17 protein-coding genes, 1 pseudogene and 1 riboswitch are annotated in these 15594 nt (G+C 31.7%); of the genes and pseudogenes, 10 read left to right on the top strand and 8 right to left on the bottom strand.

The window, feature by feature from the left end; translation table 11 throughout:
• The gene (locus tag E0F76_RS08530) at positions 1-1830 is read right to left on the bottom strand and encodes a TonB-dependent receptor plug domain-containing protein (RefSeq protein WP_132004253.1); all 1830 of its coding nucleotides are present in this window, start codon (positions 1828-1830) and stop codon (positions 1-3) included.
• A 29-nt stretch (positions 1831-1859) separates the two neighbouring features.
• Positions 1860-2196, bottom strand: a riboswitch (cobalamin riboswitch).
• A gap of 267 nt (positions 2197-2463) precedes the next feature.
• Between E0F76_RS08530 and E0F76_RS08525 the strand changes: the two genes are divergently transcribed.
• From E0F76_RS08525 to E0F76_RS08510, 4 genes are all read left to right on the top strand, one after another.
• Positions 2464-3603 carry an ABC transporter substrate-binding protein gene (locus E0F76_RS08525; protein ID WP_132004250.1) on the top strand — a complete coding sequence of 380 codons (1140 nt, stop codon included), beginning with the start codon at positions 2464-2466 and terminating at the stop codon, positions 3601-3603.
• Between the two features lie 164 nt (positions 3604-3767).
• On the top strand, positions 3768-4799 hold the full coding sequence (locus E0F76_RS08520) for an iron ABC transporter permease (protein ID WP_132004247.1): 1032 nt from the start codon (positions 3768-3770) through the stop codon (positions 4797-4799).
• Positions 4799-5581 carry an ABC transporter ATP-binding protein gene (locus E0F76_RS08515; RefSeq protein WP_132004244.1) on the top strand — a complete coding sequence of 261 codons (783 nt, stop codon included), beginning with the start codon at positions 4799-4801 and terminating at the stop codon, positions 5579-5581. The genes E0F76_RS08520 and E0F76_RS08515 overlap by 1 nt, the downstream gene beginning before the upstream one ends.
• Positions 5582-5808: 227 nt before the next feature.
• The gene (locus tag E0F76_RS08510) at positions 5809-6645 is read left to right on the top strand and encodes a hypothetical protein (protein WP_132004241.1); all 837 of its coding nucleotides are present in this window, start codon (positions 5809-5811) and stop codon (positions 6643-6645) included.
• 89 nt (positions 6646-6734) lie between these two features.
• Here the strand turns inward: E0F76_RS08510 and E0F76_RS08505 are convergent, their stop codons facing one another.
• Positions 6735-7190, bottom strand: coding sequence for a tRNA (cytidine(34)-2'-O)-methyltransferase (locus E0F76_RS08505; protein WP_132004238.1), 456 nt, complete (start codon positions 7188-7190; stop codon positions 6735-6737).
• Positions 7191-7216: 26 nt separating this feature from the next.
• Positions 7217-7792: a pseudouridine synthase gene (locus tag E0F76_RS08500; protein ID WP_132004235.1), complete on the bottom strand. Its 576-nt coding sequence runs from the start codon at positions 7790-7792 to the stop codon at positions 7217-7219.
• A 169-nt stretch (positions 7793-7961) separates the two neighbouring features.
• Here E0F76_RS08500 and E0F76_RS08495 point away from each other — a divergent pair, with 169 nt between their 5' ends.
• On the top strand, positions 7962-8327 hold the full coding sequence (locus E0F76_RS08495; protein ID WP_132004232.1) for a hypothetical protein: 366 nt from the start codon (positions 7962-7964) through the stop codon (positions 8325-8327).
• 222 nt (positions 8328-8549) lie between these two features.
• Positions 8550-9908, top strand: coding sequence for a DNA recombination protein RmuC (gene rmuC, locus E0F76_RS08490; protein ID WP_132004229.1), 1359 nt, complete (start codon positions 8550-8552; stop codon positions 9906-9908).
• Positions 9909-9922: 14 nt separating this feature from the next.
• Here rmuC and E0F76_RS08485 read toward each other — a convergent pair whose 3' ends face one another.
• From E0F76_RS08485 to E0F76_RS08470, 4 genes are read right to left on the bottom strand one after another with little or no spacing between them, the layout of a single operon-like run.
• Complete coding sequence (locus E0F76_RS08485; protein ID WP_132004226.1) at positions 9923-10798, bottom strand: DUF5777 family beta-barrel protein; 876 nt, start codon at positions 10796-10798, stop codon at positions 9923-9925.
• A gap of 8 nt (positions 10799-10806) precedes the next feature.
• Complete coding sequence (locus tag E0F76_RS08480) at positions 10807-11583, bottom strand: T9SS type A sorting domain-containing protein (protein WP_132004223.1); 777 nt, start codon at positions 11581-11583, stop codon at positions 10807-10809.
• A 6-nt stretch (positions 11584-11589) separates the two neighbouring features.
• Positions 11590-12102, bottom strand: a complete 513-nt coding sequence (locus tag E0F76_RS08475; RefSeq protein ID WP_132004220.1) for an ankyrin repeat domain-containing protein — start codon at positions 12100-12102, stop codon at positions 11590-11592.
• A 10-nt stretch (positions 12103-12112) separates the two neighbouring features.
• A complete protein-coding gene (locus tag E0F76_RS08470; protein WP_132004217.1) occupies positions 12113-12505 on the bottom strand; it encodes an OB-fold protein in 393 nt (130 codons plus the stop codon).
• 86 nt (positions 12506-12591) lie between these two features.
• On the opposite strand from E0F76_RS08470, the gene E0F76_RS08465 reads away from it, so the two are divergent.
• From E0F76_RS08465 to E0F76_RS08455, 4 genes and pseudogenes are all read left to right on the top strand, one after another.
• The gene (locus E0F76_RS08465; RefSeq protein ID WP_132004214.1) at positions 12592-12951 is read left to right on the top strand and encodes a hypothetical protein; all 360 of its coding nucleotides are present in this window, start codon (positions 12592-12594) and stop codon (positions 12949-12951) included.
• Positions 12952-12966: 15 nt separating this feature from the next.
• Positions 12967-13512, top strand: a complete 546-nt coding sequence (locus tag E0F76_RS08460) for a YceI family protein (RefSeq protein WP_132004211.1) — start codon at positions 12967-12969, stop codon at positions 13510-13512.
• Positions 13513-13766: 254 nt separating this feature from the next.
• Positions 13767-13910, top strand: a pseudogene (locus tag E0F76_RS19970) (DNA recombination protein RmuC); the annotation flags it as partial.
• Positions 13911-14040: 130 nt separating this feature from the next.
• Complete coding sequence (locus E0F76_RS08455) at positions 14041-14580, top strand: YceI family protein (protein WP_132004208.1); 540 nt, start codon at positions 14041-14043, stop codon at positions 14578-14580.
• Positions 14581-14585: 5 nt separating this feature from the next.
• Here E0F76_RS08455 and E0F76_RS08450 read toward each other — a convergent pair whose 3' ends face one another.
• Positions 14586-15497, bottom strand: coding sequence for a TIGR01777 family oxidoreductase (locus E0F76_RS08450; protein ID WP_132004205.1), 912 nt, complete (start codon positions 15495-15497; stop codon positions 14586-14588).
• Between the last annotated feature and the right edge of the window lie 97 nt (positions 15498-15594).

Below are 15594 nucleotides of genomic sequence, written 5' to 3'. Positions count from 1 at the left end.
TTAAAAATTAAAGATTAAATTTATTGAGTAATTTCTTCCTGGCAGTGGTCGCATACTTACACTTTGATAGTTTTCATTAAAAAGATTAAGGATATCAAAACCAACTTGCAGGAATTTCTTTTTTCCAACTTGATAATTAATTCCTAGATTTGAAACTAAATAATCATTCAGGGAATAAAAATTATCGGACGAAGTAAAAACTTTGCCATTATATAAATACTGATAATGAGCAGTGAATTTATCTATCGAATAAGCCAATGAAGCCGTGAATTTATGAAAAGGAACATAAATTAATTGCTTCTTTTTCACTTCATCTTCAGAAATCGTATAAGCATAAGTTGCTGTAAAATCCAACTTATTTTTAGCACTTTTTTTACTATAATTAAACAAAATCTCAGCACCGTAAGTGGAAACTTTACCAATATTATTGGGACGCCAATTTCCATTAGCACTTGGTGACCAAAGTATTAAATCTTGAATTTTCGAATAATAATTGGTAATCGATAAAGTAGTATTTTTGAACGCAAATGCGTGACCAACTTCAAGTTGATACGAACTTTCGGGTTTCAATTCCAAGTTGCCGCTGCCCTGCCAATACAAATCATTAAAAGTTGGAACCCTAAAATTTCTAGAACCATTTATCTTAAATTGATAAAAAGAAAATGGACTGTAATTTGTTCCAACCGAAAACAATACTGGACTAGCATAAACGTTCGAAATTTCTTTTCTAACGGCAATTTCATATAGAAAATCAGAAAAAAGTTTGTGTTTTAATAGTAAAACTCCCGAAGCTGTTTCTCTATCGTTTTTCCCAATATCACTACCTAAACCACGCGTATGTGTATAATCTAAAATAGAATTTAGTTCTATTTTAGCATTTATTTTATATAATAAATCATACTTACTAGTCAGTGTTTTTGCACTACCATAGCTAAAAACTGAGGTTGCAGCATTTTCAAAATAAGTATACTTTTCAGATAAAAAAGCTAGTTTCAAATTAGATTTAACCTTATCATTATGACCAGACCATTCCAATAAATTTCTAGAATTCAAATCCAGATATTTACTTTGCGAAGGAGCAGCAAGAGTTCCCGAAAAATGCCTGTCACCATCAAACAAATAGCTGTAAAATTTTAAACTATTCTTAGAATCAATTTTATAGCCTAAACTCACATTCAAACTAGTGTTCTCAAATTGACCATTTTCATTCTTTTTATCAGTATCCAAATAAGCATAATCATTGTCTGAACTTATATGAGACACACTAATTTGGGTACTAAAATTGGCAACAGCCATTTTTACTTTATAGTTTACTGCAAGTGTATTAAAACTACCATAGTTAACTTGAATAGTATTGTCAAACTTATTTACAAAACTCAAATCAGTATTCAAATGCACACTCCCTCCCATGGCACTGCTCCCGTAAATGGCACTACCACCGCCAGAACGAATAGAAACTGAATTAAAATCTTTGGCTGAAAGTGTATTAAAATCGGTCTGACCATTGAGCTGGGAATTAATATTGATACCGTTCCAAATTACTGCTGTTTGTTGCGCAGTTGTTCCTCTAAAAGAAGGAGAAGAAACCATTCCTAACCCATTTTCTTTAAAATAAATAACCGAATTGTAATTGAGCAATGAAGTTAAAGAGGTTCTATTCTTAACAATTACTGAATCTGTTAGTTTTGAAACTGATTGTGAATCAGAAAAATCCTTAAGTTGATGATCTGAAATTAAAACTTCCTCTAATTTAATAATAGTATCCTGTTGCGCACAAATATATTGGCACAGCAACAACAAGCAAAAAGCAAAGTATTTCTTTAAAGTCATAATTTCTGAATTTTTCTTCCCGAAAATTCGATATTTATTAAATAATAGGCAGGTCTCCTGGCTTGCGTCTTGTTGTTTACCTTCTCATTCCTGATTAAGGATTAAGGATTTTTGATTAAGGATTTCTACAATCCTAATTCTCTAATCACTAATTCCTATATTTTGGAACAATGGTTTTGTAGATAACAACGAGCTTAATAGCTTACAGTTGCGGGTACAGCCCAGGATTATAATTTCGATTTAGGACTTTCGATTTAGGATTTTTTACAACCTGAAATCTATATTCTGAAATCTGAAATCTTTACCTGATTCCCTTTTAATGCGGTTTAAAAAATATAAACAGCAACCTCAATACGGCGGCAAATGTAGTTCTAAGTTTTGAATAAAAAAATAAAATCAATTCGCATTGTCTACTTTCTTTTTTGAAAGTTTGATAATTATCCAATACAATCCAACCAAAAAATGCAGTAAAATGATTCCTGCAATCCCCTAATTAAAAGGGTTTGAATTGTCTCTCATTTTATCAAGTTATATTGTCAAAATTATATGATCCCAATAAAATAAAATACATCAAATATTACACAAATTAGGTTTTATAGTAATCTAAATTATACTTTTGTAAAAATTTACACAATGAAATTGGTTCCAAAATATTTGTTTTTTTGCTGTTTATCCCTATTCTTTATTCAATGTAAAAAAGAATCAAAAGAAGTCGAATCGATATCAAATTCAAAAAATGAAATTCGGTATGCAAAAGGTTTAGAATTATACAAATACAAAGGTTTTTCAATAATTAAAATCACAAATCCGTGGCCTGATTCCAAAAAAGTTTTTACCTATATTCTCAAAGAAAAAAACGGACAAATTCCTGATAGTTTAAGGCAATACAATCAAATTTCAGTTCCCATAAAATCGATTGTAGTGACTTCGACAACTCACATTCCGGCTTTGGAATTATTGGGAGTCGAAAACACTTTGGTTGGTTTTCCCAATACCGATTATATTTCATCCGAGAAAACCCGGAAATTAATTGATAGCGGCAATGTTCGTGAAGTAGGCCAAAATGAAAGTCTAAATACCGAAGTTTTAATCGATTTGAAACCAGATGTAATTGTGAGTTTTGGTTTAAACAACAGCAATCCAACTTTGGACAATCTACAAAAAAGCGGTTTACAAGTACTGCTCAACGGCGATTGGACAGAGCAATCTCCACTAGGAAAAGCCGAATGGATTAAATTTTTTGGTGCACTGTACGGCTTGGATTCCAAAGCCAATACCCTTTTTACTCAGATTGCAAAGGAATTCAATACTACTTTGGATTTAGCCAAAAAAGCAACAACAAAACCAACTGTTCTTTGTGGAGCAATGTATCAAGAACAATGGTATGTACCCCAAGGTGAAAGTTGGGCAGCATTATTCCTGAAAGAAGCGCAATCCAATTATTTATGGGCTGATACCAAAGGAACCGGAAGTCTATCTGTGCCTTTTGAAGCTGTTTTAGAAAAAGCACAAAATGCTGAATTTTGGATTGCTCCAGGTGATTTTTCATCATTGCAACAAATGAGCGACAGCAACCCGCATTACAATCAGTTTGCGGCATTTAAAAATAAAAAAGTATATTCGTATGCGGCGAAAAAAGGAGCAAAAGGAGGAATTGTCTATTTTGAATTGGCTTCTACACGCCCCGATTTGGTATTGAAGGATTTGATTAAAATTACACATCAAGAATTATTGCCAAATCACAAACTTTTTTTCTTTCAGAAATTAGAATGAAAATTAACAAAATTTAAAAAAAATTAGTTCGTCTCTTCGAGTGATATTGCTTTTTTGCGGAATTGTATCGAGAAGCCTTTCAAAGGTTCTCGATACTTCACAAAGGTTTTCTATCGCAAATCTTTGCTCATCTCGAACAGACGGTGTAATAAACAAATTAAAACTTGCAAAACAAGAACCGAAATACAATTATTTTCACGCTATTGACTGTGTCATTGCTATTGCTATTGTTAGTAAACATCAGTTTGGGTTCTATTTCAATCCCGTTAAAAGAGGTTTTCAAAAGTTTAATTGGAGAAAATGCAAGCAAAGAAACATGGCAATACATCATCATCAATTTTAGATTACCTAAGGCTATTGCGGCCATTTTAGTAGGAATGGGATTATCTATCAGCGGATTGTTGATGCAAACTTTATTCCGAAATCCATTGGCTGGACCAGATGTTTTAGGATTAAGTTCGGGTGCGAGTTTAGGTGTAGCAACAGTTGTTTTAGGCGTTGGATTCTTACCTTCGTTTTTAGCTTCTTATTTACTTTCCACTTATGGAATAATTTTGGCTTCTAGTCTGGGTAGTTTTTTGGTTTTATTGGCCGTTTTATCCGTTTCCCAAAAATTGCGAGACACCATGGCTATCTTAATTGTGGGCTTGATGTTTGGGAGTTTAACCTTCGCCATTGTTGGAACACTCACCTATTTTAGCACTGCCGAACAATTACAAAAATTTACTTTTTGGTCCTTAGGTAATCTTGGGAATTTATCTTGGGAATCGATTCTCATTTTATTCCTTTGTGTAGCAATTGGCTTGCTTTTAAGTCTCATTAGCATCAAACCATTGAACGCTTTGCTTTTAGGAGAAAACTACGCACGAAGTTTAGGTATGAATTATAAAAGATCCCGATTAATTATCATAATAGCGACAAGTATCTTAACAGGAAGTATCACTTCATTTGCTGGACCAATTGCCTTTATTGGATTGGCCGTACCACATATTGCTAAATTGGTTTTTCAAACTAGCAATCACACTATTTTATTTTGGAGCACACTGCTATTAGGCACCATTATTATGCTCATTTGTGATAGTATATCGCAACTTCCAGGTAGTGATTTAACATTGCCGATCAATGCAGTGACTTCAATTTTTGGAGCACCAATCGTGATATGGTTACTAATTAGAAAACGTAAAATGATGAACTAATGGAAAATAAAATCATATTACAAACTACAAATCTAAGCATTGGTTATAAAACCAAAAGCGCCACAACAATCCTTGCCGAAAAATTAAATTTAAATTTACACGAAGGAAAACTTATTGCTTTAATTGGCGCTAACGGAATTGGAAAATCGACCCTTTTGAGAACTCTTACTGGAATCCAAAAACCACTTTCGGGTAAAGTACAATTGAATAATAAAGACATCCATCAGCTCGAACCTTTAATTTTAGCTCAAAATCTAAGTGTAGTTTTGACCGAAAAATTACCACCAAGTAATTTGACTGTTTTCGAACTCGTTGCATTAGGCAGGCAACCCTATACTAATTGGATTGGAAAACTGACCGCAAAAGATGTAGCTAAAATCAATGAGGCTATCGAATTAACCCATATTAGTCATTTAGTAGAAAAAAAACATTACGAAATAAGTGACGGACAATTGCAAAAAGTGTTAATAGCAAGAGCTTTGGCACAAGACACTCCATTAATAATTTTAGACGAACCCACTACACATCTCGATTTATTACACAAAGTTTCAGTATTTAAATTATTGAAAAAATTGACCAAAGAAACTCAAAAATGCATTTTGTTTTCAACTCACGACATTGATTTGGCAATTCAATTAAGTGATGAAATGATTGTAATTACGCCTAAAAATGTGGTTCAAGACGAACCTTGCAATTTGATTAAAAAAGGGACTTTCAACACCATCTTTAAAGATGAAAATATAATTTTTGATGGAGAAAAAGGAAGATTCTTTTTCACATAACTGATTTGTAAATAGTAATGAATCATTTTTTTTATCTAATTTAATTTATCATTACATCAGTCAAATTCTTAAAATATATTTTATTGTATAAATTACAACTCTAATTATCAGTACTTTAAATAATTTATTGTACTTTTACTTTCTTGATTTTTTCCCCAAAGCTTCACTTATCTACATTATTAAAAACAATCTTTTAAACTTTTTTAATTATGGAAAATTTGCTTAGAATGTCAAAAAAAATTATTTTATTGGGGGTCTTATTATTTCTATTATCCTGTAGCAAGGACGAAATGGTAAATAATTTGCCAGAAAGTGCTTTGAATTCGTTAACCGCAAAAAAGAGTGCTAACAAACTTAATGTTTTTAAAGGTCCACAAGTTGCACTTGGATACGGAAAAGTACGGTCGTGGATTAGTGTGGATGTAAAAAATGGACTTCCAAGTGAAATAGGTATCGAAATAACACCTGAAGCCTTTAAGAATCTTTCTTCAAGCAACAGCAAAACCGTTCCGCCAAACGGTGAAACTATTGTAATACCTTTGCATTTAAAAGCAACACAACTAACCCCATTTGACCACATTGGACTCAACTGGAATCCGAATGGACATGAGCCTAAAGGGATTTTTGACGTTCCCCATTTTGACATGCATTTTTACATGATTTCTCTCGCAGAGCAAATGGCAATTCCAGCTTGGTCTCCAAGCACCGATGCTGCTTTCAACCTTTATCCACCTATGGGCTATATGCCTGCAGATTATGGAACTCCTCCCGGCCCAGCTACTGCCGAACCTCAAATGGGAAAACATTGGCTAACTAATAATTTAGGTGATTTTCTTCCCTTTTCTAAAATTATGGTGTATGGTTCTTATAATGGCCAATTAATTTTTGTTGAGCCAATGATTACATTGAGTTACCTACTTTCAAATGACAATTTTAGTATGGAATATTCACAACCTGTACATTTTGCAAAAGCTGGAAATTATCCAACAAAATACAACATTTATCATGATGCTATAACAGGAAATACGTATGTGACATTAAGTGATTTTGTTTCCAGAAATTAATTCTAAATGAGGAAGTTGATCCAACAACTTCCTCATTTTTTTATTAAAACATACTTCTTTCAGAGCGATTATGTTTCAAATCCGATCACTTAGATTTTATTATTAATTTGTCTTTTTGCTTCGCCAATAACAAAGGCTACCGAATTTGCGATGTTGTAACTTCGGATTAAATTCGACATTGGGATGGTCAAATGGTACTCAAATTGATTTAAAACTTCCTCACTTAAACCTACGCTTTCTTTGCCAAAAACCAACCAATCGCCATCTTGAAAATGAGTTTCATAAATAGATTTTGAAGCATGGGAACTCATTAAAAAAACGCGCGATTTATCTGGAATTTGGGCCATCCATTCTTCCGTATTTTGATATTCAGTAACATCCAAATGTACCCAATAATCCAATCCTGAACGTTTCAAGTTTTTGTCATTAATAACAAATCCAAAAGGATGAACAAGATGCAAACGACTTTTGGTACCCACACACAAACGACCAATATTTCCAGTATTATTGGGGATTTCTGGTTCTACTAAAACAATATTAAGCATAGTTATTTGTTTATTCTGTTTATGGTTTATTCGATTATTGTAAAATCAGAAACTTCTAAAACTTCTCCCGCATTCAAATCATTCAAATATACTTTTCCTATTCGAACTCGGATTAAGCGTAAAGTGGGAAAGCCAACCGCCGCGGTCATTTTACGTACTTGGCGAAACTTTCCTTCATTGACCGTAATTGAAGCCCAAGAGGTTGGTCCATGGCGTTCGTCCCTTATTTTTTTCCCTCTAGCTCCAAAATTTGGAATATCTGTAACGATAAAGGACTCGCATGGTTTGGTGCTATATTTCGTACCATTGAAACCAATTTCAACACCATTTTTCATTCTGTCAATAGCGTCTTGAGTAATAATTCCATCTACTTGAACGTAGTATTCTTTATCTACTTTTTTGGATCGAACTTTTTCGCTCATTTTCCCATCTGTGGTAAGCAGCAGCAAACCTTCAGAATCTTCGTCTAATCGTCCAATGGCCATGGTTCCTTGCGGAAAATTATGCAATTCTCCCAAAAGTTTCTTTTTTCTTTTGAGCTCGTAAATAAACTGACTTAAATAGCCATAGGGTTTGTGTAGGATGAAATGACGGTGAGACATTATTATAAAATATAAAAGTCAAAGATAGCGTTGTTTTTTCAAACATCTAAAACGGATTAGGAAAACCATTAATACTTATTTAACCAAAAACTATGTTAAATGATTAATTTGCTCTCGTAAATTAAAATATCTTTATAAAACTGATATTATAAACACTAAAAAAAATAGTATGGAAAATAATGATTTAGGTTCAAAAAAAACGAACAATAAGCAAAGTCCCGCAGAAGAATTCACTTCTGAAAACCTACCTGAAAGTCATAATCCTGAGCCAACTAAACTTGTACCAGAAATAGAAACAAACAGTCATGGAGAGCAAAAAATAGTTCACAGAGCACGAAATGTTGATACAAATCCAGAGCAAAATACCAGCAAAAAAAATGAAGACCCAAGTTGCAGTATTGAGATCTTTTCAGACAAAGAAACACAAAGAATGATTGAGAATAAAGACCATAACTCCGATATTACCGCACACCGATATCCCAATTCAAATCCCGATAATCACGAGGATAGAGGAAATATAAAATTAGACGAATAATCTCGATAATTTAATTGTAATAAGCCAATAAGAATAGGTTTTCTTGTTGGCTTATTTTTTGCTTGAGTTTTTAATTTTAATAAATAAAATAAAATAACACAAACAATCCAATTGGAGATATTAATTTTGGTTTAAATGCTAAAAATCCTTACTAAATCGCTACTTAAGTATTCTTAGATTGATAATATTCCTTACTTTTACTTTCTAAAAATAAACCCTGTTATGTCAAATATGTTTTCGTTTTTATTGCTTTTTATTGTTGCTCTCGCTATTGGTTTTTTTATTGGGAAACTCCTGTTTTCGGCACAATTTCAAACTGAAAAAATAAGTTTAGAGGAAAAACTAATCGCATTAAATACTCAATTGACCCAACAAAAAGAACAGTTTTCAATCGATAAAATCGCATTCGAAAAGCAATTAGCACTTTCAAATTCCGATAAAGAAAGCATCCGAAATGAGAAAGACAGCTTGGCGATACAACTTTCTAAAAAAGAAGTTGATTTTATAAATCTTTGGGAACGCAACAAAGAGCAAAAGGAAGAAGTTGAAAAACTACAAGAAAAGTTCACCAAAGAATTCGAGAATTTAGCCAATAAAATCTTGGATGAGAAATCAAGTAAATTCACCGAGCAGAACAAAGAGAATATGAAAAATATCTTGTCGCCACTACAAGATAAAATTCAATTATTCGAAAAGAAAGTCGAAGATACTCACAAGGAAAGTATTGATTATCACGCGGCTTTGCGCCAACAAATTTTGGGCTTACGTGACATGAACATCCAAATGAGCAAAGAAACTTTGAACCTAACCAAAGCTTTAAAGGGCGATAGCAAAATGCAAGGTAATTGGGGGGAGTTAATTCTGGAAAGAGTGTTAGAGAAATCAGGATTGGAAAAAGACAGAGAATATTTTGTGCAACAATCCCACACTAATACTGATGGTAATCGGGTTTTTCCAGATGTAGTGATCAATCTTCCTGATGGTAAGAAAATGATTGTCGATTCGAAAGTTTCTTTGACTGCTTATGAAAAATTTATCAATGAAGAAGAGGATAGTCTAAAAATTGGCTATTTAAAAGAACACGTTAATTCGATAAAACGTCATGTGGAGCAACTAGGAGACAAAAATTACCACGATTTGTACCAAATTGAAAGTCCTGATTTCGTGTTGCTTTTCATCCCGATGGAACCTGCTTTTGCATTGGCATTGAATGAAGACACGACATTATATAATAAAGCATTCGAAAAAAACATTGTAATCGTAACCCCTTCTACCCTTTTAGCTACTTTGCGAACAATTGATAGTATGTGGGCCAACCAAAAACAGCAAGAAAACGCTTTCGAAATTGCTCGTCAAGCGGGAGCTTTATACGATAAATTTGAAGGTTTTGTAACTGATTTAATTAAAATTGGTAAAAAAATTGATGAAAGCAAAGTCGAATACCAAGGAGCTATGAATAAGCTAGTAGATGGAAAAGGCAATCTTATCACCAGTGTCGAAAAATTAAAAAAAATGGGGGCCAAAGCCAAAAAAGCACTTCCGGAAAACATATTAAATCGAGCAGAAAAAGACGAAAATTAATACCTTTTCCTCCTTTAAAAAACTCTAACCAAATTAAATCCAAAGGCAATTTCACCTTTACCCCAGTCACCCGTTGTTTTACCTAGGTAACCTGCCTCATGCATAGCACGAGAATTTGTAAAATGCATTTGAAAAACATGCCCTCCTGTTTCTAAATCAACACCGACGGAAAGTGGGTTCTTGTAGATGGATTGTTTTGCTCTATTTAAATGAGCTCCATAATCCATATTTACAGACCATCGTTTTGCCAATTTATACCTACCTCCCACTCCAATGGCGAATTGATTATTAGATTGTGGATTTGGTGATATTATATTATTATTTTTATCTAATAGATCTTTTACTGTATTTTCATGAAAATAACTCGGCGCAATTTCTAAAGACAATTTATCTGAAAACTTCCTGGAAATTAATAATTGCGTCACATAACTCAACCTATTCTTAAATACTAGTTTTGGGTAAATTACTTTTTTCATTTCAGCATTCACAGCAATGCTATTAAAGCCTACAATTGTAAATGGAAACCCTTCCCGATCTTGTGAAATAAGACTATACTTCACTCCCAAATCTATAGTTTCTTCAAAGCCACTTCTAGCAATTTGAACAGTCAACCAATTTTTGATACCGTAGACAAATTTAATTTGGGTATTTGCATTATCAATGCCGAAAAAATCATCAAACCCTTTATTTACATAATCAAATCGATGTGCAATAACTAAATAAAAGTCACCTTTACCAGCAAGTTTAGTCGATTCTAAATTTACAATTTTCAATGATTTAAAAGCCGATTCAACTTTAGTATCAGCTTTAATTGTATCTATTTCAGATAATAAATCATTTTGCGCTAAAACACAAAAAGGAATTAATAAAATTAGTACTATTATTTTCATCTAAAAAATTAGTTTGAAACTACTATTTTTTTCCACGTTTTTTCATTTCTATTTACTAGTTGAATTAAATAAACTCCTGTTTGCATTCTGTCTAAATTTACTTCAACATTTTGATCATTATTTTTAACTACAATAGTTTTTATGAAAGCACCTGTTTGAGTATAAATATTTATTTTTTCAAGATTAGTATTTGTTTTTATAATAAATTCCCCCGTATTTGGATTTGGATAAATTTGAGTTGCACTTAAGGAAGTATCAGCAAGACCAAGAGTATTTAAAGAAATAGTCCCCGCATTAAATCTATTATTACCATGATATTGCAAGGACGAACTAATTGCAGAGTTAGCATGAGCTCCCGCTAAACTAATTGAATTATCTGAGTAATTAAAAGTATAATCATTAACCTCAGCAACAAATGGTCTTGTAGCAATGATTGTTCTTGTACCAGATAAAATTGAATTGCTAGAAACGGTCCAGTTATTAATTGCATCAACAATTGGAGTATTTCCTTGTCCATCATGTGTAGCATCAATTAAAGTGGTCCCGTTAAAATAAACAACGTCATTACCGGCATCCATTGCTCCTCCGTTAGCAAACACTCCAATTGTTATTGCAAACCATCTATCAGAAGGTCCCTTTATAGTTAAAGTAGCTGTTGAATTTGAATTATTAAGCGTTAATTTTGCTGAGAGATTTGCCAAAAAAACAACATCACCAGTTGTTTTCTGTTGAGAAAATCCAATTGTACTCATAAATAAGATTAAAAAAAAAGTAATTCTTTTCATAATATATTATTTAAAAAGGTTAATAATTTCATCATTATTCGAAAAAACAGCATACTCGAAAGCGGTCTTTCCTTTATCGTCAATTTTTGATTTGTCTGCTTTATAACTTAAAAGTAATTTTATAATATCCACGTTTTTAAACTGTACTGCATATATTAAAGCTGTAGTTCCATTGGCATCTGATAAATTTGCATCAGCATTATTTTCTAAAAGGGCTAAAACTATTTCCTTATTTCCTTTTACTACTGCTGCCATTAATGGAGTTCCCATTGGGCCACTTCCATTGATATCCTTTACATTTTGGATTAAAAAATTGACCACAGACACGTTTCCTCTATAACTTGCCAAAATTAAAGGTGAATATCCTTCATCATTTAATGAATTTATAATATCAGGGTTTTGTTTCATTGCTTCTTTAACCTCTTCAACCGAACCTTTGCGGGAAATATCAAAAATATTCTGTTGCGAAAACCCAATTTGAAATAGGAATAAGAAAAAAAATAATTTAAAATAACTCATAATAAATAATTTATTGGGTTATTAAAACACATTGATCCATCTTTAATTCTTCCAACAAAGAATCATAACCGATAAATCGACCTTTAATTTTTACAGTTGATTTTAGCTGAAAAGATTTAGGCAACTTATCTTTTAATGCAACAAATAATTTATCATCAATTAGTATAGAATTTGAGTTAATATTAGCACTTGAAACAATTCCAGTAACTTGAATTGTTTTGTCAAGATATTTAGCATTTGATAAAACTTCATTTTCTTGAAATTCAGAAAAAATATCCGTTACAGTGATTGTATAACTCTCTTTCTCAGTAGATATATCTCTATGGCCTTTATATACATACCGATATGTTATTATGATGATTAATATTAGAACTAAAGAGAATAATATTATTATCTTTTTCATATATTTGAAATAAACAATCAAATTTAATCAAATTAATTGTTAATATTCTTTTTTTTTCTTAGTTATTTCACTTATAAAGTAAGAATATGAAATCAAAACTTTTTCTTCTAGCAACTATTAGTGTATTATTATCGGGTTGTTTCAATAATTCTGAATCGGACTTAATTGCAATCAATGTTCCTAATACGACAACATATACCAAATCCATAAAAGCAACAATCGATACTTATTGTATTTCCTGTCATGGAAACATACCTTCAAGTGGTGCTCCAATGTCTCTAACGACCTATCAAAACGTGAAGGATGCAGTATTAAATAGGGGATTAATAGACCGGATATCAAAGAATCAAGGATCTTCGGGAATGATGCCACTAGGCGGAACCAGATTGTCTCAAAGCAGTATTAACCAAATTATCGATTGGAAAAATAATGATTTTTTACAATAAACTAAATTTCTACAAATGAAACGAATATTATTATTATCAGTTATTTTGTTTTTATCCTGCTTTTACACTTTTTCGCAAAACAAAAAAATCACTAGAACCGGAACTGTTCAATTTGAGGCTTCAGTCCCTTCATTTGAAGAAGTGAATGCTAAAAATGAATCGGTAACCTGCATATTAAATATAAAAACAGGGGAAATCGCTAGTTTAGTTTTAATGAAAGGTTTTCGATTTAAAATCGCACTTATGGAAGAACATTTCAATGAGAATTATTTAGAAAGTGATAAATATCCAAAAGCGACCTTTAATGGTAAAATTCAAGATTTTAATTGGAACACAATTGGAACCTCCGTCCAAGAATTTATGATGAATGGCAAATTGGGATTACATGGAAAATCAAAGGAAATTAACACGCCTGTATTTCTACGAAAAATTGGCAATGATTTAGAAATCATCACTAAATTTAGTTTAAATTATGATGATTTTAACATTGAAATCCCAAATATATTAACCAAAAAAATATCCAAAATTGTAAATGTAAAAGCTGATTTTTTAGTCAAATAAATTTAAATACCTAAGCTTTTTTTTGAGAAGATAAAAATATAATATACAGATGTAGAATTCTATTTTTAAATATATAAAATCATTCTTAATCATAGCTCATTAGTAAAGTTAACTATTTGTGGCACAATGAAAAAAAAAAAAAAAAAAAAAAAACAAGAAAACAATTTTTAAATCGCGATACAAGTAGGAACTTTATAGAATAAATGTGCAGGTTTTGAAAATGATTTAATTAAAATATTGATAAAAGTGCAGTCGAATACCAAGGAGCGATGAACAAGCTTGTAGATGGAAAAGGAAACCTCATCACCAGTGTCGAAAAATTAAAAAAAATGGGTGCCAAAGCCAAAAAAGCACTTCCAGAAAACATATTAAATCGAGCCAAAGCAGACTCAGAATAAAATTTATACTATTTAAGAATATCGATAATAATTACATGATTTATATTTAAATCTTTGTATTTTACTCCCACAATTCTTGGGAAATTGGCTTAAAAAATGTAACTTTAGATAATAAAATTCGTATCCTGATATGAAAAAAATTATCCTTCTATTAGTACTGTTTTTATCCACTATTATTGTTGCTCAAAATAAAATGATTACTGGTTATGGAATCATAACTTTTGAAGCTTCAGTGCCTTTATTTGAAGAGGTAAAAGCATCAAACGAAACTGCACAATGTGCTTTAAACACGAAAACTGGTGAAATATATAATACAGCCTTTATAAAAGATTTTCATTTTAAAATTGCTTTAATGGAAAAACATTTTAACGAATATTATTTGGAAAGTGAACGTTATCCAAAAGCTGTTTTCAAAGGTAGAATTATAGGCTTTAATTGGTATATAGTAGGAACTACTCCCAAAGAATTTAAAATGAAAGGCAAATTGGAAATTCATGGAAAGAAAAAAGATATCGATACTTTAGTTTTGCTCAGAAAAGTAGATAACACTTTGGAAATTAATTCAAATTTTACTGTCACTACAAATGATTTCAAAATTAAAATACCCACTGTTCTAAGTATGAAAATTGCAGAAAAAGTTAATATTAATTCGGCTTACTTAGTAAAATAAAACTATTATTCCACACAATCTCTCAAAGCCAAATCTAAACTTTTGTACTTGAAATTAAATCCCAATTTTTCAATCTTTTTTGAAGTAGCCCTTCTTCCTCGAAGAACCAATAGCGCCATCTCTCCCATGGCAATTTTGATTAAAAAAGATGGTACATTGGGTAGCCAAATCGTATAACCATATATTTTGGCAAGAGTTTTAGAAAAAATAGTATTAGTTGTATTATCAGCAACAGCAGCATTATAAGCTCCAACAATATCAGAGTCGTTTATAGATTTGAGATAAATTGCACACAAATCATCAATATGAATCCAAGGCATATATTGCTTGCCAGATCCTAAAGCCGAGCCAAATTTCCATTTAAAGATAGGGGACAGCTTCTTTAAAAAGCCATCACCTTTCCCTAGCACTAATCCAGTTCTAATTTTAACAGTACGAATTCCTAAATTGGCAATTGGATCTGTGGCTGATTCCCATTTTTGACATGTTATACCCAAAAAATCATTGGCTGGAGGAGTATTTTCATCACATACTTCCTCTCCATTTATCGCTCCGTAAATCCCGATTCCAGATGCAGATATAAAAGCTTCTAACAGTTTCTTGCTGTTTTTCAAAACAGCATAAATTAAGCTAATAGAATCTACTCTACTGGCTATAATTTGTTTTTTTCGGGAAGAAGTCCATCTAGCTCCTGCAATATTCTCTCCTGCGAGATGAATAATATAATCTGCATTCAGCACAGCCTCTTCATCAATATATTGTTTTGAAACATCCCATTTATAATAGGAAATATCTGCTGTATTCTGCCTTTCGGAACGACTGAGAATTGAAACTGAAAACCCGTTCTTGACCAACAAATTAGTCAAATGCTGCCCAACAAATCCCGACCCTCCACTTATTAATACATTCTTTTTCATAGTACTATAAATTTAAGGAATTAAAATAAAAAATAAAACTTTAACTTTTATTTTTGTTTAACTTATTACAAATATAGTTAAACATTATCTACCTTTA

It is taken from the genome of Flavobacterium cellulosilyticum, assembly GCF_004349355.1.
Classification (GTDB): domain Bacteria; phylum Bacteroidota; class Bacteroidia; order Flavobacteriales; family Flavobacteriaceae; genus Flavobacterium; species Flavobacterium cellulosilyticum.
Note: the sequence above shows the minus strand (reverse complement) of the source record. Positions and strands in the feature narration are given on the sequence as shown.

Excerpts from the sequence above, each read along its gene's own strand:
- E0F76_RS08530 (WP_132004253.1), bottom strand. The coding sequence starts at position 1,830 with ATGACTTTAAAGAAATACTTTGCTTTTTGCTTGTTGTTGCTGTGCCAA.
- E0F76_RS08525 (WP_132004250.1), top strand. The coding sequence starts at position 2,464 with ATGAAATTGGTTCCAAAATATTTGTTTTTTTGCTGTTTATCCCTATTC.
- E0F76_RS08515 (WP_132004244.1), top strand. The coding sequence starts at position 4,799 with ATGGAAAATAAAATCATATTACAAACTACAAATCTAAGCATTGGTTAT.
- E0F76_RS08510 (WP_132004241.1), top strand. The coding sequence starts at position 5,809 with ATGTCAAAAAAAATTATTTTATTGGGGGTCTTATTATTTCTATTATCC.
- E0F76_RS08505 (WP_132004238.1), bottom strand. The coding sequence starts at position 7,190 with ATGCTTAATATTGTTTTAGTAGAACCAGAAATCCCCAATAATACTGGA.
- E0F76_RS08500 (WP_132004235.1), bottom strand. The coding sequence starts at position 7,792 with ATGTCTCACCGTCATTTCATCCTACACAAACCCTATGGCTATTTAAGT.
- E0F76_RS08495 (WP_132004232.1), top strand. The coding sequence starts at position 7,962 with ATGGAAAATAATGATTTAGGTTCAAAAAAAACGAACAATAAGCAAAGT.
- rmuC (WP_132004229.1), top strand. The coding sequence starts at position 8,550 with ATGTCAAATATGTTTTCGTTTTTATTGCTTTTTATTGTTGCTCTCGCT.
- E0F76_RS08485 (WP_132004226.1), bottom strand. The coding sequence starts at position 10,798 with ATGAAAATAATAGTACTAATTTTATTAATTCCTTTTTGTGTTTTAGCG.
- E0F76_RS08480 (WP_132004223.1), bottom strand. The coding sequence starts at position 11,583 with ATGAAAAGAATTACTTTTTTTTTAATCTTATTTATGAGTACAATTGGA.
- E0F76_RS08475 (WP_132004220.1), bottom strand. The coding sequence starts at position 12,102 with ATGAGTTATTTTAAATTATTTTTTTTCTTATTCCTATTTCAAATTGGG.
- E0F76_RS08470 (WP_132004217.1), bottom strand. The coding sequence starts at position 12,505 with ATGAAAAAGATAATAATATTATTCTCTTTAGTTCTAATATTAATCATC.
- E0F76_RS08465 (WP_132004214.1), top strand. The coding sequence starts at position 12,592 with ATGAAATCAAAACTTTTTCTTCTAGCAACTATTAGTGTATTATTATCG.
- E0F76_RS08460 (WP_132004211.1), top strand. The coding sequence starts at position 12,967 with ATGAAACGAATATTATTATTATCAGTTATTTTGTTTTTATCCTGCTTT.
- E0F76_RS08455 (WP_132004208.1), top strand. The coding sequence starts at position 14,041 with ATGAAAAAAATTATCCTTCTATTAGTACTGTTTTTATCCACTATTATT.
- E0F76_RS08450 (WP_132004205.1), bottom strand. The coding sequence starts at position 15,497 with ATGAAAAAGAATGTATTAATAAGTGGAGGGTCGGGATTTGTTGGGCAG.